Here is a 17,902-nt window from a genome sequence, read left to right on the forward strand (position 1 = left end):
TCGCGTCACGCCGCCGCCCGGCTGCGCGGGCGGCCCGCGCCCTTCCCCCACCCCCGCACCGACGCGCTGAGCCGGCAGCCCCGTACGGGGGCGGGCGTCACGGTCCTTCCCCCTGGTGGTCGTGGGGGCCGGAGGTCAGGTCGGCAACGGTCTGGGTCAGGTGCCGGGCCAGGACCTCGGCGGCGGTGTCGGCGTCGCGGGCCAGGGCCGTCTCCTCCAGGCGGCGATGTTCGGCGACGCCGTCGCGGCCGGGGGCCCGGTGGGCCGACCAGCGGCGGGCCAGCTCGCTGGCCGTCCACAGCCGGTCGAAGGTGTCCAGCAGCACCGGGTTGCCGCATCCCTCCAGCAGCGTCCGGTGGAAGACGCGGTGGGCTTCGGACCACGCGCTGCTCAGGTAGTCGCCCTCCTCCGGCACGTACACCGGGGTGCGGACCAGCCGGTGATGGGCCGCGCGCACCCGCGCCTCCCAGTCGACGTCGCCACGCTCGATCGCCAGGCGCAGCATGACCGGCTCGATCGTACGGCGGGCCTCGGCGATCTCCTGCCAGCGCCGATCGGAGAAATCCGGGACCGCGAAGCCGCGGTTGGGCAGCCGGACCGCGATGCCCTCGCCGACCAGCCGCACCAGGGCCTCCCGCACGACCGCCAGGCTGACCTGGTGCCGCTGGGCCAGCTCCTGCGGCTTGAGCGCTTCGCTCGGGACGTACTCGCCCCTCATGATCGCTTCCCGGAGCCGGGCGTGAACGCGCTCGGAGAGCATCTGCTTCGACGAAGTGTCGGCCGTCTGCGTCATGCCGCCCAGCATAGACGATTCGACAAATAATCGATTATTCGTGTTATGGTCGATTGTGTTCGGACGGCGCCCCTCGACGGCGCCGTCCGGCCGACCCCACCATCTCCGTAGAGGAACAATGCGATGAGCATCAACAACCCCTTCGCCCGGCTCCCCGAGGTGCCCTCCTTCACCGTCACCAGCACCACGCTGGCCGACGGCGCCCCCTGGCCCGCCGAGCAGATGTCCGGCGGTGTCCCGGGCGGCAAGGACGTCTCTCCGCAGCTGTCATGGAGCGGCGCCCCCGAGGGGACGAAGAGCTACGCCGTGACGGTGTACGACCCGGACGCGCCGACCGGCTCCGGGTTCTGGCACTGGGCCGTGGCCGGCATCCCCGCCACCGTCACCGAGCTGCCCGAGGGCGCGGGCGACGAGACCGGATCGGGCCTTCCCGAGGGCGCCTACCAGCTGCCCAACGACGCCCGTATGGCCCGCTTCATCGGGGCGGCCCCGCCGGCGGGGCACGGCCCGCACCGCTACTTCGTCGTGGTGCACGCCCTCGACGTCGAGACCATCGGCGTCCCGGCCGAGGCCACCCCTGCCTACCTCGGCTTCACCATCGCCGGCCACATCCTCGGCCGCGCGGTCCTGACCGCCACCGCCGAGACCCCCGCCTGACCGCCACCGCCGAGATCCCCCGCCTGACCGCCGAAGCCGGGAACGGCCGCAGGAGGCCGACATGCCCGGTTCGGTGCCGGGTCAGAGCATGAGCTGGTCGATGGTGATCGGCAGGGAGCGGAGGCGCCGGCCCGTCGCGTGGTGGACGGCGTTGGCGATGGCCGCCGCCACGCCGACGAGGCCGACCTCGCCGACGCCCTTGGTGCCGATCGGGGTGGCCCGGTCGGGCTCGCCGACGAAGATCACGTCCAGGTCCGGGACGTCGGCGTTGACGGGGATGAGGTAGTCGCCGAAGGTGGCGTTGGCGATGCGGCCGGTCTCCGGGTCGGTGGCGGTGTCCTCGAACATGGCCTGGCTGATGCCGCCGACCGTGCCGCCGATGATCTGGCTGGTGGCCGTCTTCCCGTTGAGGATCCGGCCGCCGTCGATGGCCGAGACCACCCGCGCCACCCGCAGCAGCCCGAGGTCGGGGTCGATCCGCACCTCGACGAACTTGGCCCCGAACGCGCCCGCCACCGCCATCCCGAGCTCCTCCGGCTGCGGCGGCGTGCTCCTGCCGTCGGCGCTCAGCTCCTCCAGGCCGTGCCGGGCCAGGATGTCGGTGTACGCCTCCCCCTGCTCGGGGGCGCCGGCGAGGTGGAGGCGCCCCTCGCTGACGGTGACCTCGCCGAGCCCGGCCCCGCGCAGCGGCGAGTCCGCCTCGTCGCGGACCAGGTCGAGGAACTCCCCGATGAGACGCCGGCAGGCCAGGTGCACGGCGTTGCCCAGCGCCCCGGTGAGCCCGGACCCGCCGGCCTGCGGCGCGTACGGCATGTCGGAGTCGCCCAGGTCGAACCGCACCCGCGCGACGTCCAGTCCGAGGGATTCGGCCGCCAGCTGGGTCATGACCGTGTACGTGCCGGTGCCGATGTCGGTGGCCGCGCTGCGCACGAACGCCGACCCGTCCCGGTGCAGCGAGGCGCGAGCCTGGCACGGCACCTGGTAGGCGGGATAGGAGACCGCCGCCAGGCCGTACCCGACCAGCCAGCGGCCCTCGCGCATCGAGCCGATCTCCGGGTTGCGGCGTGACCAGCCGAACCACTCGGCGCCCACCTGGTAGCACTCGCGCAGCGCGTTGCTCGACCAGGGCAGGCCGGACAGCGGGTCCACCTCGGCGAGGTTGCGCAGCCGCAGCTCCAGCGGGTCCATGCCGAGATCGTGGGCGAGCTCGTCGAGGGCCGATTCCAGGGCGAAGTTGCCCTGGCCTTCGGCGGGCGCCCGCATGGAGCCCGGGCAGGGGATGTTGAGCCGTACCTGCCGGTCCCGGGTGCGCACGTTGGGGCAGGCGTAGGAGGTGGCGGCGCAGAGCGAGACCGGCTCGTAGTCGTCGTCCTCCATCGCCACCGACGAGACGCCGTCGGCGTCGATCGCGACCAGGTCACCGTCCCGGGTGGCGCCGATCGTGATGTGCATGACGCTGTACGGGCGGTGGCCCACCGAGGTGAACATCTCCGGCCGGGTCAGCACGAGCTTCACCGGCCGGCCGGCCTCGCGGGCGGCCAGCACGGTCAGGATGACGTGCGGCCACATGCGCAGCCCGGCGCCGAACCCGCCGCCCACGTACGGCGCGAGCACCCGGACCCCGCTCTCGGGGATCTTGAAGATCCGCGCCAGCGACGTGCGCACGTTGTGCGGCCACTGGGTGGAGTCGTGCACGGTGAGCGAGTCGCCCTGCCACAGGGCGATCGTGGACATCAGGCCGAGCGGGTTGTTGGTGTTGTCCGGCGTGCTGTAGGTGCCCTCCAACACGACGTCGGCGGTGGCGAACCCGGCGGCCACGTCGCCGCGCTCGGTGTCCAGGCCCCACGGGTCGGTGACGATCTCCGCCCGGGGATCGTCGAGGTCGAGCAGGGCCTTGGCGGTCTCGTACTCGACCCGGACCAGCGTGGCGGCGTGCCTGGCCTGCTCGGCGCTGTCGGCCACGACGATGGCGACGTGCTGGCCGTGGTGCAGGACGCGGTCGTCCTGGAGCGGGGCGGGCGGGGACGGCCCCAGCAGGGTCATCGGCCCCCGCTCCAGCTGCGGCGCGGTGCGGTGGGTGATGACGGTCAGCACGCCCGGCGCGGCCTCGGCCGCCGAGGTGTCGATGGCGCGGATCCGCCCGGCGGCGACGGTCGCGCGGACCAGGGCCGCGTGCGCCATGCCGGGGTAGGCGAAGTCGTTGGGGTAGTGCGCGCTGCCCGTCACCTTCAGCGGGGCGTCCACGCGGTCCAGGCCCGCGCCGATGATCGCGGTCATGCTTCCACCCCTGCGGTGGTCTCCAGCGTGCGGACGAGGGTGCGCCTGGCCAGGTCGACCTTGAACGCCGTGCCGGGCAGCGTCCTGGCTCCCTCCAGCGCGGCGTCGGCGGCGGCGTGGAAGGTGTCGCGGTTCGCCGGCGCCCCGAGCAGGACGTCCTCGGCGGCCCAGGCCCGCCACGGGACCGTGCCGACCCCGCCCAGCGCCACCCGGGCGTACCGGATGGTGCCCTCCTCCACCACCAGGGCGGTCCCGGCCGAGGTCAGCGCGAACTCGTAGGAGACCCGGTCGCGGACCTTCAGGTAGTGCGAGCGCGCTCCCTCCGGCAGCAGCGGCACCTCGATCGCGGTGATCAGCTCGCCGTGCCGCAGCACGTTCTCGACGTGCGGGGTGTCGCCCGGCGGGAGATGGAACTCGGTGAGCGGGATGCCGCGCGGCCCGTCCATGCCCTGCACGTGGACGACGGTGTCCAGGGCGACCAGCGGGATCGCGACGTCGGAGGCGTGCAGCGCGATGCAGTGCTCGCTGGTGCCCAGGATCGCGTGCATCCGGGCGAACCCGGTCATGGCAGCGCATCCCGATCCCGGATTCCGCTTGTTGCACGCCTCGACGGTCGGGTCGCGGAAGTAGCGGCACCGGGCCCGCTGCAGCAGGTTGCCGCCGATGGTGGCCAGGTTGCGCAGCTGGGTGGAGGCGCCGAGCAGCAGGGCCTCCCGGACGAACGGCAGGCGCTCGGCCACGACCGGATCGGCGGCCAGCTCCTCCATGGTGGTGGTCGCGCCGACGCGGACGGCCGTGCCGGTGTGCGTGATGCCGCCCAGCGGCAGCCGGGTGATGTCGACGAGCCGGGCGGGGCCCAGCACGCCGTCCTTCATCAGGTCCAGCTGCGTGGTGCCGCCCGCCAGGTAGGAGGTGTCCGGGTCGGCGCTCACCAGGGTCACGGCCTGGCCGGCGTCGGCGGCGCGCACGTACTCGAACGGACGCATCCCTCAGCCCCCCGCCGCCACGTCGCGGATCGCCTTGCGGATGTTCGGATAGGCCCCGCAGCGGCACAGGTTGCCGCTCATGAACTCGCAGATCTCCTCCTCCGAGCCCGCCCGGCCCTCGGCCAGCAGCGACACGGCCGACATGATCTGCCCCGGGGTGCAGTAGCCGCACTGGAACGCGTCGTGCCGCGCGAACGCGGCCTGGACGGGGTGCGGTGTCCCCGACTCCGACAGGGACTCCACGGTGGTGGACCTCGCGGTCCTCGCACTGCGCGGCGAGCGTCAGGCACGACACCACCCGCCTGCCGTCCAGCAACACCGTGCACGCGCCGCAGGCGCCCTGGTCGCAGCCCTTCTTCGCACCTGTCAGGCCGAGGTGGTCGCGCAGGGCGTCCAGCAGGGTGACCCGGGCGTCCAGCCTCAGCCCGTGCGGGACGCCGTTGACGCGGAGGGTGATCTCCACCTGCGGGACTTCGGACGTCGTCTCTTCGTGCGGGTGTGCTGTGCTCGCGGCTGTCTTCATAGCGCCTCGATTCCGAGTTCTCGATCGAACGCCGCTGAGTTCGCACATTACCTATCAAAAGAGACAAAAGTCGCAATCAGCCATAAAAGTCTGCACTAAGGGCGGGAAAGCCCTGCCCTCATGAGGCCAGGCGATGATCGATCGTGGCGATGACGGTCAGCACGACCACGACGGCGGCCATGGCGGCCCAGCCCGCGAACGACGCCGCCACCCCCAGCGGCACCGCACACACAGCTCCGACGACGCGATCGGCGATCCGGCCGCTCTTCAGCATGGCGCGGTAGACGGCGTGTCCGGCCAGGAAGATCGCGGTGCCCCAGCCCAGCCACCATGGGTTCACCCGCCCGCCGAAGTGGTGGATGGCGTCGGTGATGCCCGCCGCGACGAGGATGACCCCGATGATCATCACGAGGTGGGCGCCGGTGAAGGCGTAGTAGGCCAGCGTCTGCCGGCGATGCTCGGTGGCCTTCTCGAACGCCGCCTCGGCCCGGACCTCGTCCCCGTCGAAGTACACCCACCACAATCCGGCCGCCGCCGCGATGCCCAGGATGACCCCGAGCGCCAGGGGCCAGTCCACCGCGTGCCCCTGCGGGCTCTCCGCGCCGATGCCGATGGCCACCACGGACTCGCCCAGCACCACGAGCAGCAGCAGCGCGTGGCGCTCCACGAAGTGGTGGGGCTCGATGACGAACCCCCGGATACGGCCCAGGAACGGCGACAGGTAGAGCACCGGCACGGCGGCGGCCCAGCACACCCAGCCCCACACCTCGGGCAGGTGCGGCGCGACGAGCACCAGCACGCCGGCCGCCGCGTTGAACGGCATGTTCCGCAGGATCGCCCGCCGGGCCGTCGGGGCGCCGGCGGTCAGGTAGACCCCGCAGTGGATGGCCACCACGGCCAGGTAGGCGACGGGAAACGCCCAGCCCTCGGGTTCGAAGGCGTACGGCACGTCGAGGCCCATGACGAAGAAGGCCATCATCGCGAGAGTCAGCAGGATCCGCACCCCCACCGCGTCGGGCCGTACGGCGTTGGTGAGCCAGCCGAACGCGCTGAACATCCACCACACCACGACCATCGGCAGCAGGCCCTTGAACAGCCCCTCCCAGCCCGGATGCCGCTCCACAGCGTGCGTCACCTGGGTGACCACGAAGACGAAGACGAGGTCGAAGAAGAGCTCGGTCGGCGTCACCCGGCCGCCGCCACTCGTAGAGGTCCCCAGCCGGAACCGGGCCGCGGGCGAACTCATCCGCTCATGCCTCCCACGTCGACAGGGTCATGATGACCTGGTTCCGAAAGGGTAGCCGTCCGGGATCGCGCGGCGGAAACGAGCTCCTGGCGGTGCGAAGCGGCACCACGGTGTCTCCTACGGAAGCTGCCAGAGGGCCCGGAAGACCCCGTCCGGGTCGTGGCGGTGCCACAGGTGCCTGACCCGGTCGCCGGTCGCGCCCGGGTAGATCCGCTCGAAGGCGTCCTTGTCCGGCCGGCTCTCGAAGCCGACATAAGCACCGTCGACCCGTCCGGCCAGCGGGCGCCAGGCCGCGTCCAGTGCCGCGCCGCGACCCGGCGGGAACACCGAGGCGACCACCAGCGTGCCGTGCCGCCGGTGCGCGTACGCGGTCGCGTCCGCCGGCACGTCGTTGACCGCCCCGCCCACGGACCGCAGCTGGACCAGCGCCCGGCGCGGCCCGCTCGCCACGGCCACGATCGCCGCCGCGTCCTCGTCGGTCATGGCCGTCAGCAGCCCGTTGGTGGTCATGCTCGGCTGCTGGCCGACGTTGGCGTGCAGGTGCGCCATGGAGACCAGGGCGGAGTACGGGGCGATCTGGGCCTGCTGGTCCAGCGTGGCGCCGATCCGGAGCAGCGGCTCGACCGCCGCCCGCAGCCGCTGCTCGCCGCCGCCAGCGACCACGGCGGTGATGGAGGCGACCAGGGACCGGCTGTGCGGCAGCAGGGTGACGGCGGTGGACAGCTCGCGCGGGGCGGAGGCCAGGTGGTCGGCCCATCGCCGCAGCGCGCGGCCGTCCCGGTCGACCTGCACGGCGATCTGCGCGTATCCGATGTCGCGCAGTTCGATCGCCTCGATCTCGAAGGCGACCACGATGCCGGCCCCCGCGCCGGCACCGCGCACCGCCCACAGCAGATCCGGCTCGTGCTCGGCGTCGGCGCGCACGGCGGTCCCGTCGGCCAGCACGACCTCGGCCGCCCGGATGCGGTCGATGGTCAGGCCGTAGTGACGGACCAGCCAACCGATGCCGCCGCCGGTCGCCAGCCCACCGGCGCCCACGTTGCCGTGGTCGCCGGAGCTGATCGCCAGACCGTACGGTGACAGCGCCTGAGCGACCTGCGCCCACCGCGCTCCCGCCTCCACCCGGACGAGCCGCGCCGCCCGGTCGATCACCTGGACCCGGTTCATCGAGGACAGGTCGATGACCACGCCGCCGTCGTTGGAGGAGCGCCCTGACAGGCCGTGACCCCCGCTCCGTACCGATAAGGGCAGGCCCCGCTCGCGGGCGAACCGCAGCGCGGCGGCCACCTCCGCCGTGCTTCCGGGAAGCAGCACGGCGGCGGGGCCGGCCACGGTCGTGTACGTGGAGCGCAGCAGCCGGTACCGCTGGTCCCCGGGAACGACGATCTTGCCCTGCAGCTCGGGCGGCACCGGGGAGAGCTTGGGTGTCATCGCTGCCCCCGCGTCCTGGCGACCTGCTCGCGGACGGCCGGGACGACCTCGGCGGCGAACACGTCGAGCTGGACCCGGTGCTCGGCCACCGGCCAGAAGACGAACGTGTCGAAGCCCAGCTCGACCGCCCATTCGGTGAGCGTGTCCGCCCACCGGCGCGCGTCGCCGGCCAGGCCGGGCCCGCCGCGGACGTCGCCGATCACGCCGATCACGTTGTAGATCCTTCGTATCTCCGCCGGGTCGCGGCCCGCCGCGCGAGCCGTCTCGTCGATGGTCTTCTGCTTGCCGGGCACCTCGGCCGGCGGGACGTAGATGTTGAGGGGTGAGACCCAGCCGTCGGCGGCGCGGCCGGTCACGGCGAGCATCTTGGGGCCCTGAGCGCCGAGCCACAGGGGGATGGGAGCGGGCGGCACGGGACCTGCCGCGTACCCCTCGATCGTGTGCTGGTCGCTGCGCAACCGCACCCCGCCGCCGCTCAACGCGGCCCGCATGACGTGCAAGGACTCCTCGGTGTAGGCGACCATCTCACCGCCGCCGCGCCGCCCGCCGCCCATGCCCGCGATGGCGTCGGCGAACGCCCCGCCACCGACTCCGAGGACGGTCCGGCCCCCGGCCAGCACGCCGAGCGAGGCCGCGGCCTTGGCCAGCATCGCCGGCGGGCGCAACTGCAGGTCCGCGACATCGGTGAGGAACGAGACGCGCCTCGTCCGCGTGGCCAGATGGGTGATGAGGGTCCAGGCGTCCAGGTGCCCGGGTTGGTAGGCGTGGTCCTGGATGGCCAGGTAGTCCAGTCCGCCGTCCTCGGCGACCGTGGCCAGCAGCCTGGTCTCGTCAAGCCGGTTCATGTCGGGGTCGAGGCTCAGCCCGAAGGACAGGGCGTGTCCGTAATCAGTCATGACTTCATGCTCCGGATGCCGGCGCCATTAGGCAAAGGCGAGGTTAGTGACTTATCTTTGATAAGTGGCTAACGAAACACTCCAGGGTGCCCGCCCGGCCATTCACGAGCCGAACTGCCGGAGCTTCCAGGACATCGTCGAGCTCGTCGGCCGCCGGTGGACCAGCGCGATCCTGCTCGCCGGCCGGCGCGGTGCCCGCCGGTTCGGCGAATACCGGGGGTCGGTGCCGGGGATCTCCGATCGGCTGCTCGCCCAGCGCCTGAAGGAGCTCGAAGCCGAGGGCCTGATCACCCGCACCGTGATCCCCTCCACCCCGGTGCAGATCCGCTACGCCCTCTCCCCCGACGGCGAGGAGCTGATGCGGATCCTGCAGCCGCTGGTGGACTGGGGCTACCGGCGCGGCGGGCCCCATGAGGACCGGTCCGCCGGCACCGTATGACCCGCGTGCGGCTCGGCCGCGTACGCGTTGTGGGAGCTCGTCCTGCCCCTGCTGGACCCCCCTCGGCGGATCACGTGCGCCGGGATGCCGATCGTCCACCGGGCCGGTCCCGCCCGCGGAGCCGCCGCCCGGCTGCCTGCCGGAGCCCGCGCCGGCGGCGTCCCGGATCCTGGTTCGTCCGGAGCCCGGGAGTCGCGGGGCGGGGAGGCTAGCGTTCGCTTCCCAGCAGGCGCACCGCCTCCAGCGCCAGGGCCAGGTCCACGATGTCGCGCGGCCGGGTGAGCGAGCGGCCGGTGAGCTGCTCGATCCTGCGTACCCGGTTGATGATCGTGTTGCGGTGGCAGAACAGCCGCCCGGCGGCCCTGGCGGCGGAGCCGTCGCAGGCGAGCCACGTCTCCAGCGTGGTCAGCAGGGTGTCCCGGTCGGCGGGGTCGAGGGCGAGCAGCCGCCCGAGCGCGCCGTCCACGAGGTGGCCGGTGACGTCGGCCTGGCTGATCATCAGCACGGCCGGGACCCGCTCGTCCAGGCGGGCGATCTCGGGTCCCCCGTCGACGCACGTCCGCATGGCCAGGGAGGCCAGGTCGTGCGCGCTCCGTACCTGGTCCAGGCCCTCCACGACCGGGCTCACGCCCGCCACGCCGCTGACGATGAGGCTCAGCTCCTGGCACAGCTCGTCCAGCGTGGCCTGGCCGAGCGCGACCACGGCGACCTCGTGCGCGGGGCGCATCCGCCACATCAGCCGCATGGCGCCCAGGGTCGCGGGCAGCCGCACGTCGTGGTGGCGGGGGAAGCGGACGGTGACCACGGCGTAGCGGCCCCGCTCCGGCAGGTCGAGGGCGGCCGCGGCGGTCCGTACGACCCCGGTGTCGGCGGTGCCGTCGAGCAACGCGTCGAGGAGGGCGTTGACCCGCTCCTGGCTGCGGCCGAGGATCTCCTGCTCGCGCCGGCCGTAGATGTCGCAGGCCACCATGGACTGCCGGTCGATCGCGTGCCACACGTGGCCGGCCGCGCGGACCAGGACGCCCAGCCGCTCGGGGCGCTCCCGCTCCATGTGCTCCACGATCGCCGACCAGGTGACCTGGCCGGCCAGGCGGTACATGCGCAGCAGGGAGTCCAGCGGCAGCCCCTGCTCCGCCCTGCGCTGCGCCATGGATGCGGTGAAGACCAGGTCCCGCCGCTCCGAGGGCTCCTGGAGGATCGCCGTGATGCCCTGGCGCACGCCTTCGAGGGTGCTCTTCCAGTGCTCGTCGTAGGGGACGCAGGCGCAGTAGACCGCGTCGCCGCCACGCGTCCGGCTGACCAGTTCGTCCGTCAGCGCGGGCAGGCGTTCGAGCAGGGCCCTGGCGGCGGTGTGCAACGTCTGGCGGACGTCCTCGTCCACGACCGAAGAGGGACGCATCCCCCGAGGCTGCCATCCCCCTTCTACTAGAACAAGGCTCTGTAGCGTTTTGTGATCTGCCGTTGTGCGGCTGCACAACCGGCCCGGCGCCGGGATGGGCAGGGAGCCTGACTTCACCGCGGCATCTGGACGACGGTGCACGTCAAAGGTTTGGGTGAGCCGGCATGAGGTCTTGTGAGGGGATCGAATGGCGGAGCTGACCGTAGACGATCTCGCGGTGGACTACGGTCCCGTCCGGGCTCTGGACGGGGTCTCCATGCGCGTCCCGCCGGGGTCGGTCGTGGCCGTGCTCGGCGCGAACGGCGCGGGGAAGACGACGCTGCTGCGCGCGGTGTCGGGAACGCTCCGGTTCCAGCGCGGACGGGTGGCCAGGGGCTCGATCGGGGTGGACGGCACGCGCATCAACGGGCTGGCCGCCGCGACCGTGGTACGGCGGGGCGTCACGCACGTGCCCGAGGGCCGCCGCGTCTTCGCCCGCATGACGGTGGAGGAGAACCTGCGCGCGGGCGGCATGGGCACCCCGCGCAAGGCCGCGGGGCGGGCCAGGGAGCGGGTCCGCGAGCTGTTCCCGGTCCTGGCCGAGCGGGCCCACCAGCGGGCGGGGCTGCTGTCGGGCGGCGAGCAGCAGATGCTGGCCATCGGCAGGGCGCTGATGGCCGAGCCGTCGGTCCTGCTGCTCGACGAGCCGACGCTCGGCCTGGCACCGCAGATGGCGGCCAGGATCGCCGCGACGATCAGGACGATCAACGAGGCGGGCACCTCGGTGCTGCTGGTGGAGCAGAACGTCGCCACGGCGCTCTCACTGGCCTCCTACGCGTACGTGCTCGAGGTCGGCTCGATCGCCCTGGAGGGACCCGCGGCCACGCTGGCGGACAGCGACGAGGTCAGGCGCCGCTACCTGGGCGTCGGCGGGGAGTCGCCGGTGCTGGAGGCCAGGGCCGGGCTGTCGAGGTGGTCCGCGTGACCCCGACGTACCGACCGGATGGTATGCCCGCGCTGGAGGTCCGTGACGTGACGGTCCGGTTCGCCGGTCTGACGGCTCTCGACGGCGTCGGTTTCACGGTCGCGCCCGGCACCGTGCACGCGATCATCGGGCCCAACGGCGCCGGCAAGTCGACCTGCTTCAACGTGCTGTCCGGGGTCTACAAGGCCACCTCGGGCAGCGTCAGGTTCGGCCGGGACGAGCTCACCGCGCTGCGCCCGCACGAGGTGGCGGCGCTCGGCGTCGCCCGCACCTTCCAGAACATCGCGCTCTCCCCCCGCCTGCCGGTGCGCGACAACCTGCTGCTGAGCCGCCACCGGCTCACCCGCGCCGGCTTCGTGTCGGCCGGGCTCGGCCTGCCGCGCGCCCGCCGCGAGGAGCGGGCCCACACCGCCCGGGTGGTGGAGATCGCGGAGTTCGTCGGGATCGCCCCGCTGCTGGCCACCCCCGTCGGCCTGCTCCCGTACGGCGTGCAGAAGCGGGTGGAGCTGGCCAGGGCGCTGGCGATGGAGCCCCGGCTGCTCCTGCTCGACGAGCCGGTCGCCGGGATGAACAGCGGCGAGCGGGTGGAGATGGCCGAGCTGATCGTCTCGGTCAGGGAGAGCCTGGGGATCTCCATCCTCCTGGTCGAGCACGACATGGGCATGGTCATGCGGCTGGCCGACCGGGTCACCGTCCTGGACTTCGGCCGCCGCATCGCCGACGGGCCGCCCGCCGAGGTGCAGAACGACCCCCAGGTCATCGGCGCGTACCTGGGCGCAGAGGAGGTTGTGTGATCACGTTCCTGGAGCTGCTCGTCAACGGGATCTCCATCGGGGCCGTCTACGCGCTGATAGCGCTCGGCTTCGTCGTCATCTTCAAGGCGACGGAGGTGGTCAACTTCGCGCACGCCTCGCTGCTGCTGGCCGGCGGCTACGTGGTGGCGCGGCTGCACCCGTACGTCGGCTTCTGGCTCGCGCTGCTGATCGGCGTCTGCGCGGCCGCGGTCATCGGCGCGCTGGTGGAGTTCCTGGTCATCCGCCGGTCCAAGGCCGGCTCGCACAGCGTGCTGGCCATCGTGACCATCGGCGTGGACATCATGCTGACCACCGAGCTCACCCGGCAGATCGGCACCGAGGTGCTGGCCATGGGCGACCCGTGGGAGTCGCGCGTGCTGCACATCGGGGGGATCACGATCGCCGAGACCAGGATCGTCGCGCTGGTCACCGCCGGGGCGCTGATCGGGGCGTTCCTGCTGGCGTTCAAGTTCACCGGCTGGGGCGTGGCGATGCGGGCCACCGCCGAGGACCCCGAGACGGCGGCCCTCATGGGGGTGCGGCTGGGCCGCATCTCGCTCAGCGCCTGGGCGGTGGCCGGCGCGCTGGCCGCGGTGGCCGCGCTGTTCCTGTGCGTCTTCCCCACGCCCGGCCTGGACCGCAGCTCCTCGCTGGTGGCGCTCAAGGCCTTCCCCGCCGCCATCCTCGGCGGCCTCGACTCCACCACCGGCGCCCTGGTCGGCGGCCTGATCGTGGGCGTCACCGAGGCGCTCATGACCGGCTACCAGAACGACCTGGCCTTCCTGGGCAGGGGGATCGGCGACGTCTCACCGTTCCTGATCATGATCGTCATCCTGCTGCTGCGGCCCGCGGGCCTGTTCGGGACCAAGGAGCTGGCCCGTGTCTAGGCTCCCCGTGTTCAGGATCGCCGTGTTCAGGATCGCCGTGTTCAGGATCGCCGTGTTCAGGATCGCCGTGTTCAGGATCGCCGTCCTGCTCGCCTTCGTGGCCGTCCCCTTCTATCTCGAGGGCTTCTGGCTGCAGGCCGGGCTGTTCGCCATGTCGGCCGCGGTCGGCGCGATCGGCATCAACCTGCTGACCGGCGCCACCGGGCAGCTCTCGATGGGGCACGCGTTCTTCCTGGCCGTGGGCGCCTACGCCTACGTGTACTTCGCCGCCGAGCCCACCCGGACGCTGGGCGGCCTGGGGCTGCCCACCCCGGTGGCCGCCGTGCTCGCCGTCGCGGTCGCCGGGGCCGCGGGCGGGCTGTTCAGCCCGATCGCCAGCCGGCTCAAGGGCGCCTACCTCGGCATCGCCACGCTGGCGCTGATCTTCGGGGGCCAGCACCTGCTGTTCAACGCCGAGCCGGTGACGGGCGGGTTCAACGGCAGGGCCGTACCGCCCATGGAGATCTTCGGGTTCGCCTTCGCCGACGCGCCCGAGCTGGTCCTGCTGAACGTGCCGTTCGGCGCGCTGGAGCGGCTGTGGTTCCTGGGCGGGCTGACGCTGCTCGCGGCGGCGCTGTTCGCCCGCGGCGTGCTGCGCGGCCGCCCGGGGCGGGCCATGAACACCATCCGCGACCACGAGATCGCGGCCGGCGTGATGGGCGTGCCCGTCACCCGCTACCGGGCCGGGGTGTTCGCGCTGTCGTCCATGTACGGCGGGCTCGCGGGCGTGCTGCTCGCCCTGGTCTTCCAGCGGACCGTGCCCGACTACTTCGGCATCCTGCTCTCCCTCGACTACCTCGCGATGATCGTGATCGGCGGCCTCGGCTCGGTGGGCGGCGCGGTGATCGGCGCCGTCTTCGTCTCGCTGCTGCCGCAGCTGCTCACCCGCTACAGCGACGCCATCCCGCTGGTCGCCGCGCCGGGCACCGCCGGCGTCTCGCCCTCCGAGGCCGCCCGCATCCTGTACGGCGCGGTCGTGGTCACCGTCGTGCTCTTCCTCCCGGGCGGCCTGCTCGGCCTGTTCCACTCGCTCCGCAGGAGGTTGTCCGGCCTCCGGCTGCCCCTGTCACCCACTCCGTCCCCCGACACCAGGAGCTCACATGTCCCGTAACCGTACGGCCGCCCTGTCCGCGCTGGTGGCGCTGGGGCTGCTCGCCACCGCCTGTGCCAGCGGCAAGGCCACCGGTGGCGACCAGGCGCCCGCCGGGGCCACCGGCGGCGTCAAGACCGGCCCCGGCGTGACCGCCGACACGATCACCCTCAGCCTGCTCACCGACCTGACCGGCCCGTACGCCTCGCTCGGCAAGAGCCTCACCCAGGCGCAGCAGCTCTACTTCGAGCAGGTCAACCAGGCGGGCGGGATCTGCGGGCGGAAGATCGAGACGATCGTGCGCGACCACGGTTACGACGCGCAGAAGGCGATGGCCTCCTACGCCGAGGTCGCGCCGAAGACGGCCGCGATCCCGCAGTTCATCGGCTCACCGATGGTGACCGCGCTGAAGGACAAGATCACCGCCGACAAGATCCTCACCCTGCCCATGGCGTGGGCGACCGGCCTGCTCGGCAGCGAGGCCATCCAGGTCACCGGCACCACCTACGACGTCGACATGATCAACGGCGTCGACTTCCTGGTGAAGGAGAAGGGGATCAAGGCCGGGGACAAGATCGGTCACCTGTACTTCGAGGGCGACTACGGCGAGAGCGCCCTCGACGGCTCCAAGTACGCCTCGGACAAGCTCGGGCTCTCCCTGGTGGAGCAGAAGATCAAGGCGACCGACCAGGACATGACCGCCCAGGTGGCGGCGTTCAAGAAGGCGGGGGTCAAGGCCGTGCTGGTCTCGGTCGGCCCGCGCCAGGCCGCCTCGCTTGCGGGCGTCGCCCTGGCGGGCCGGATGGACGTGCCCTTCGTGGGCAGCAACTCCGCCTACAGCCCGCAGCTGCTGCAGACCCCGGCGGCTCCCGCGCTGCTGAAGGACTTCTACTACGTGACCGCGGGCGCACCGATCAGCGCGCCGCTGCCGGCGTACCAGAAGCTCATCACCGACTACCAGGCCAAGTACGCCGGCCAGCCGCTGGACAGCGGCGTCTCGGCCGGGTGGACGGCGGCCATCATCGTCGGCGACGCGCTGCGCAAGGCGTGTGACGCCAAGGACCTCAGCCGGGAGGGCATCGTCGCCGCCCACCGGTCGCAGAAGGCGTGGGAGGCCGGGCTGGGCGGGACGCCCATGGATTTCAGCGTCTTCGACCGGCCCGCCTCGCGCTCGTCCTACGTGGTCAAGCCGGACAAGCAGGCCGTCGGCGGTGCCACGATCTTCAAGGAAGCGGCCGTGTCCGGCCTCGCCGAAGAGTACTCCGTGCCGTCGGCCGGCTGATCATGGCCGCGTTACTGGAGGTCGGCCGGCTCACCGTGCGGTTCGGTGGGGTCAGTGCCCTGTCGGGCATCGACCTCGCCGTCCGCGAGGGCGAGCTCGTCGGCCTCATCGGGCCCAACGGCGCGGGCAAGAGCACCCTGTTCGACTGCCTGACCAGGCGGTGCGAGCCGCAGGAAGGCTCGCTGCGGCTCGGCGGCGAGGAGCTCGCCCGCCTGCCCGCCCACCTGGTCGCCGGGCGCGGCATCGCCCGCACGTTCCAGAACTCCGCCCTGTTCCCCAGCCTGTCGGTGCGCGAGAACGTCATGACCGGCGCTCACCGGCACGGCCGGGCCGGGTTCTGGGCCGCGGCGCTCGGGCGGGCCGCGGCCGAGGAACACCGGACGGGTGCCGCGGCCGACGCGCTGCTGGACCGGTTCGACCTCGCGCGCTACGCCGACCATCCGGCGGGCGGCCTGCCGTACGGGGTGACCAAGCGCGTCGAGATCGCCCGCGCGCTGGCGGGCGAGCCGCGGCTGCTGCTGCTCGACGAGCCCGCGAGCGGGCTCGCCCCCGGAGAGGTGCCGGCGCTCGCCGACCTGATCAGGCAGATCCACTACGAGCGCGGCGTCACGATCATCGTCGTGGAGCACCACATGGACTTCGTCCTCGCGCTGTGCCGCAGGATCGTCTGCTTCGAGCTGGGCCGCAAGATCGCCGACGGCCCGGCCGGCTCGGTGCGGCAGGACCCCGCCGTCATCTCCGCCTGCAAGGGGATGGCCTGGTGAGCGGCCTCGACGTGCGGGGGCTGCGCGCGGGGTACGGCGCGGCCCGGGTGCTGCACGGCGTCGACCTGGCCGCGGGAGAGAACGAGATCGTGGTGCTGCTCGGCCCCAACGGCGCGGGCAAGACCACGCTGCTGCGCGCGCTGTCCGGGCTGGTCGGCGCCCGGGGCTCGGCCACGCTCGACGGGGTCGCGCTCCTGGGCCGCGCGCCCGACGAGATCGCCCGGCTCGGCGTCGCCCATGTCACCCAGGAGGGCGGCACGTTCGGGCCGCTCACGGTGGAGGAGAACCTGCGCGTCGGAGCGTACGCCCGGCGGCGGCCGCGCCGCGGCGTCGCCGAGGACCTGCACCGGGTGTTCACCTACTTCCCCGGGCTCCAGGCGCACCTGGGGCAGCCCGCCGGCACGCTGAGCGGCGGCGAGCAGCGGATGCTGGCCATCGGCAGGGCCCTGGTGGCCCGGCCGCGGCTGCTCCTCCTGGACGAGCCGACGCGCGGCCTGGCACCGCCGCTCAGGTCCAGGCTGTTCGGCACCATCCACGCCATCAACCGGCACGAAGGAACCATCATGATCATCGTCGAGCACAACGTGGCGGCGGCGCTGGAGGTGGCGCACCGGGCCTACCTCGTCGAGTCGGGCCGGATCGCCGGCCTGCGGGAACGTCGCAGGTGGTGACCGGATGTTCGTCCAGCAGCTCTTGGAGGGGCTGGGAGCGGGCGCGGGATACGCCGCCCTCGCGCTGGCCCTGGTGCTCACCTACCGGTTCACCGGCATCGTCAACTTCGCGCAGGGCGAGCTGGCCATGCTCGCCACGTACGTGGCCTGGCAACTGGTCGACGCCGGGATGCCGTACTGGGCGGCGCTGCCCGTGACGGTGGCCGTCGCGTTCCTGGCCGGGGTCGTGACCGAGCGGACCGTCATGCGGCGGGTGGAGGACCGCGCGGGCGAGCTCACGCTCGTGGTGACCACGATCGGCCTGTACGTCACGGTGAACGCGATCGCCGCCCTGGTGTGGACCTCGGCCCTGCGCTCCTTCCCCAGTCCCTTCCCCGACGGCCCGGCCGGGGTGTCCGCGCTCGTGGCCGCGTGCGTCGCCGGGCCGGTGCTCGGCGCGGTCGCCCTGGTCGTCCGGCACACCGGCCTCGGCCTGGTGATGCGCGCCGTCGCCGCGGACCCGCGCTCGGCCCGGCTGTCGGGGGTCCGGGTCGGGCGCGTGCTGGCCCTGGGCTGGGGCGCCGCCTCCGCCATCGGCGCGGTCTCCGGCGTCCTGCTCGCTCCGATCCTCTTCCTGGAGCCCACCATGATGACCGGCGTCCTGGTCTACTCCTTCGCCGCCGCCGTGCTCGGCGGCCTGGACAGCGCTCTGGGCGCGGTCGCCTGCGTGCTGATCGTCGGGGTCACCGAGACGCTGGCGGGCACGTACCTGGGCTTCGTCGGGG

At 72.8% G+C, this 17,902-nt stretch carries 18 protein-coding genes and 1 pseudogene; 10 read left to right on the forward strand and 9 right to left on the reverse strand.

Features of this window, described 5'->3' with window-relative positions; translation table 11 throughout:
- Positions 1 to 97: 97 nt before the first annotated feature.
- Positions 98 to 793, reverse strand: a complete 696-nt coding sequence (locus ACTWPW_RS42400) for a GntR family transcriptional regulator (RefSeq protein ID WP_443172009.1) — start codon at positions 791 to 793, stop codon at positions 98 to 100.
- A 123-nt stretch (positions 794 to 916) separates the two neighbouring features.
- Here ACTWPW_RS42400 and ACTWPW_RS42405 point away from each other — a divergent pair, with 123 nt between their 5' ends.
- Positions 917 to 1,450 carry a YbhB/YbcL family Raf kinase inhibitor-like protein gene (locus ACTWPW_RS42405; protein WP_443172010.1) on the forward strand — a complete coding sequence of 178 codons (534 nt, stop codon included), beginning with the start codon at positions 917 to 919 and terminating at the stop codon, positions 1,448 to 1,450.
- An 81-nt stretch (positions 1,451 to 1,531) separates the two neighbouring features.
- Here ACTWPW_RS42405 and ACTWPW_RS42410 read toward each other — a convergent pair whose 3' ends face one another.
- From ACTWPW_RS42410 to ACTWPW_RS42440, 7 genes and pseudogenes are all read right to left on the reverse strand, one after another.
- Positions 1,532 to 3,727, reverse strand: a complete 2,196-nt coding sequence (locus ACTWPW_RS42410; protein ID WP_443172022.1) for a xanthine dehydrogenase family protein molybdopterin-binding subunit — start codon at positions 3,725 to 3,727, stop codon at positions 1,532 to 1,534.
- Positions 3,724 to 4,713 carry an FAD binding domain-containing protein gene (locus ACTWPW_RS42415; RefSeq protein WP_443172011.1) on the reverse strand — a complete coding sequence of 330 codons (990 nt, stop codon included), beginning with the start codon at positions 4,711 to 4,713 and terminating at the stop codon, positions 3,724 to 3,726. The genes ACTWPW_RS42410 and ACTWPW_RS42415 overlap by 4 nt, the downstream gene beginning before the upstream one ends.
- Before the next feature lie 3 nt (positions 4,714 to 4,716).
- Positions 4,717 to 4,956: a (2Fe-2S)-binding protein gene (locus ACTWPW_RS42420; RefSeq protein ID WP_443172012.1), complete on the reverse strand. Its 240-nt coding sequence runs from the start codon at positions 4,954 to 4,956 to the stop codon at positions 4,717 to 4,719.
- A gap of 103 nt (positions 4,957 to 5,059) precedes the next feature.
- A pseudogene (locus tag ACTWPW_RS42425) lies at positions 5,060 to 5,284 on the reverse strand (hypothetical protein); the annotation flags it as partial.
- Between the two features lie 70 nt (positions 5,285 to 5,354).
- The gene (locus ACTWPW_RS42430) at positions 5,355 to 6,482 is read right to left on the reverse strand and encodes a low temperature requirement protein A (protein ID WP_443172013.1); all 1,128 of its coding nucleotides are present in this window, start codon (positions 6,480 to 6,482) and stop codon (positions 5,355 to 5,357) included.
- A 117-nt stretch (positions 6,483 to 6,599) separates the two neighbouring features.
- The gene (locus ACTWPW_RS42435) at positions 6,600 to 7,913 is read right to left on the reverse strand and encodes an FAD-binding oxidoreductase (RefSeq protein WP_443172014.1); all 1,314 of its coding nucleotides are present in this window, start codon (positions 7,911 to 7,913) and stop codon (positions 6,600 to 6,602) included.
- The gene (locus ACTWPW_RS42440; protein WP_443172015.1) at positions 7,910 to 8,809 is read right to left on the reverse strand and encodes an LLM class flavin-dependent oxidoreductase; all 900 of its coding nucleotides are present in this window, start codon (positions 8,807 to 8,809) and stop codon (positions 7,910 to 7,912) included. Before ACTWPW_RS42440 ends, ACTWPW_RS42435 begins: the two co-directional genes overlap by 4 nt.
- A 64-nt stretch (positions 8,810 to 8,873) precedes the next feature.
- Here ACTWPW_RS42440 and ACTWPW_RS42445 point away from each other — a divergent pair, with 64 nt between their 5' ends.
- On the forward strand, positions 8,874 to 9,248 hold the full coding sequence (locus ACTWPW_RS42445; protein ID WP_443172016.1) for a winged helix-turn-helix transcriptional regulator: 375 nt from the start codon (positions 8,874 to 8,876) through the stop codon (positions 9,246 to 9,248).
- 208 nt (positions 9,249 to 9,456) lie between these two features.
- On the opposite strand, the gene ACTWPW_RS42450 is transcribed toward ACTWPW_RS42445, so the two are convergent.
- Positions 9,457 to 10,647, reverse strand: coding sequence for a PucR family transcriptional regulator (locus ACTWPW_RS42450; RefSeq protein ID WP_443172017.1), 1,191 nt, complete (start codon positions 10,645 to 10,647; stop codon positions 9,457 to 9,459).
- A 187-nt stretch (positions 10,648 to 10,834) separates the two neighbouring features.
- Here ACTWPW_RS42450 and ACTWPW_RS42455 point away from each other — a divergent pair, with 187 nt between their 5' ends.
- The 8 genes from ACTWPW_RS42455 to ACTWPW_RS42490 form a co-directional block, all read left to right on the forward strand.
- Positions 10,835 to 11,611: an ABC transporter ATP-binding protein gene (locus tag ACTWPW_RS42455; protein ID WP_443172018.1), complete on the forward strand. Its 777-nt coding sequence runs from the start codon at positions 10,835 to 10,837 to the stop codon at positions 11,609 to 11,611.
- A 23-nt stretch (positions 11,612 to 11,634) separates the two neighbouring features.
- Positions 11,635 to 12,405: an ABC transporter ATP-binding protein gene (locus ACTWPW_RS42460; protein WP_375113863.1), complete on the forward strand. Its 771-nt coding sequence runs from the start codon at positions 11,635 to 11,637 to the stop codon at positions 12,403 to 12,405.
- Positions 12,402 to 13,292, forward strand: coding sequence for a branched-chain amino acid ABC transporter permease (locus ACTWPW_RS42465; protein WP_364117128.1), 891 nt, complete (start codon positions 12,402 to 12,404; stop codon positions 13,290 to 13,292). Before ACTWPW_RS42460 ends, ACTWPW_RS42465 begins: the two co-directional genes overlap by 4 nt.
- A 52-nt stretch (positions 13,293 to 13,344) precedes the next feature.
- Positions 13,345 to 14,442, forward strand: coding sequence for a branched-chain amino acid ABC transporter permease (locus ACTWPW_RS42470; protein WP_443172023.1), 1,098 nt, complete (start codon positions 13,345 to 13,347; stop codon positions 14,440 to 14,442).
- Positions 14,432 to 15,703, forward strand: a complete 1,272-nt coding sequence (locus ACTWPW_RS42475; protein WP_443172019.1) for an ABC transporter substrate-binding protein — start codon at positions 14,432 to 14,434, stop codon at positions 15,701 to 15,703. Before ACTWPW_RS42470 ends, ACTWPW_RS42475 begins: the two co-directional genes overlap by 11 nt.
- 2 nt (positions 15,704 to 15,705) lie before the next feature.
- Entirely contained in the window at positions 15,706 to 16,467 is a 762-nt protein-coding gene (locus ACTWPW_RS42480; protein ID WP_375113646.1) for an ABC transporter ATP-binding protein, read from the forward strand.
- Entirely contained in the window at positions 16,464 to 17,138 is a 675-nt protein-coding gene (locus tag ACTWPW_RS42485) for an ABC transporter ATP-binding protein (protein ID WP_443172020.1), read from the forward strand. The genes ACTWPW_RS42480 and ACTWPW_RS42485 overlap by 4 nt, the downstream gene beginning before the upstream one ends.
- A 4-nt stretch (positions 17,139 to 17,142) precedes the next feature.
- The coding region (locus ACTWPW_RS42490) for a branched-chain amino acid ABC transporter permease (RefSeq protein ID WP_443172021.1) at positions 17,143 to 17,902 on the forward strand (760 nt) is incomplete at its 3' end.

It is taken from the genome of Nonomuraea sp. KM90 (assembly GCF_052246675.1).
Lineage (GTDB): Bacteria > Actinomycetota > Actinomycetes > Streptosporangiales > Streptosporangiaceae > Nonomuraea.

What these genes read in the sequence shown, in the direction of transcription:
- ACTWPW_RS42475 (WP_443172019.1), top strand. Translation starts at nt 14,432, where the DNA reads ATGTCCCGTAACCGTACGGCCGCCCTGTCCGCGCTGGTGGCGCTGGGG.
- ACTWPW_RS42460 (WP_375113863.1), top strand. Translation starts at nt 11,635, where the DNA reads ATGCCCGCGCTGGAGGTCCGTGACGTGACGGTCCGGTTCGCCGGTCTG.
- ACTWPW_RS42415 (WP_443172011.1), bottom strand. Translation starts at nt 4,713, where the DNA reads ATGCGTCCGTTCGAGTACGTGCGCGCCGCCGACGCCGGCCAGGCCGTG.
- ACTWPW_RS42480 (WP_375113646.1), top strand. Translation starts at nt 15,706, where the DNA reads ATGGCCGCGTTACTGGAGGTCGGCCGGCTCACCGTGCGGTTCGGTGGG.
- ACTWPW_RS42450 (WP_443172017.1), bottom strand. Translation starts at nt 10,647, where the DNA reads ATGCGTCCCTCTTCGGTCGTGGACGAGGACGTCCGCCAGACGTTGCAC.
- ACTWPW_RS42435 (WP_443172014.1), bottom strand. Translation starts at nt 7,913, where the DNA reads ATGACACCCAAGCTCTCCCCGGTGCCGCCCGAGCTGCAGGGCAAGATC.
- ACTWPW_RS42410 (WP_443172022.1), bottom strand. Translation starts at nt 3,727, where the DNA reads ATGACCGCGATCATCGGCGCGGGCCTGGACCGCGTGGACGCCCCGCTG.
- ACTWPW_RS42400 (WP_443172009.1), bottom strand. Translation starts at nt 793, where the DNA reads ATGACGCAGACGGCCGACACTTCGTCGAAGCAGATGCTCTCCGAGCGC.
- ACTWPW_RS42405 (WP_443172010.1), top strand. Translation starts at nt 917, where the DNA reads ATGAGCATCAACAACCCCTTCGCCCGGCTCCCCGAGGTGCCCTCCTTC.
- ACTWPW_RS42440 (WP_443172015.1), bottom strand. Translation starts at nt 8,809, where the DNA reads ATGACTGATTACGGACACGCCCTGTCCTTCGGGCTGAGCCTCGACCCC.
- ACTWPW_RS42455 (WP_443172018.1), top strand. Translation starts at nt 10,835, where the DNA reads ATGGCGGAGCTGACCGTAGACGATCTCGCGGTGGACTACGGTCCCGTC.
- ACTWPW_RS42430 (WP_443172013.1), bottom strand. Translation starts at nt 6,482, where the DNA reads ATGAGTTCGCCCGCGGCCCGGTTCCGGCTGGGGACCTCTACGAGTGGC.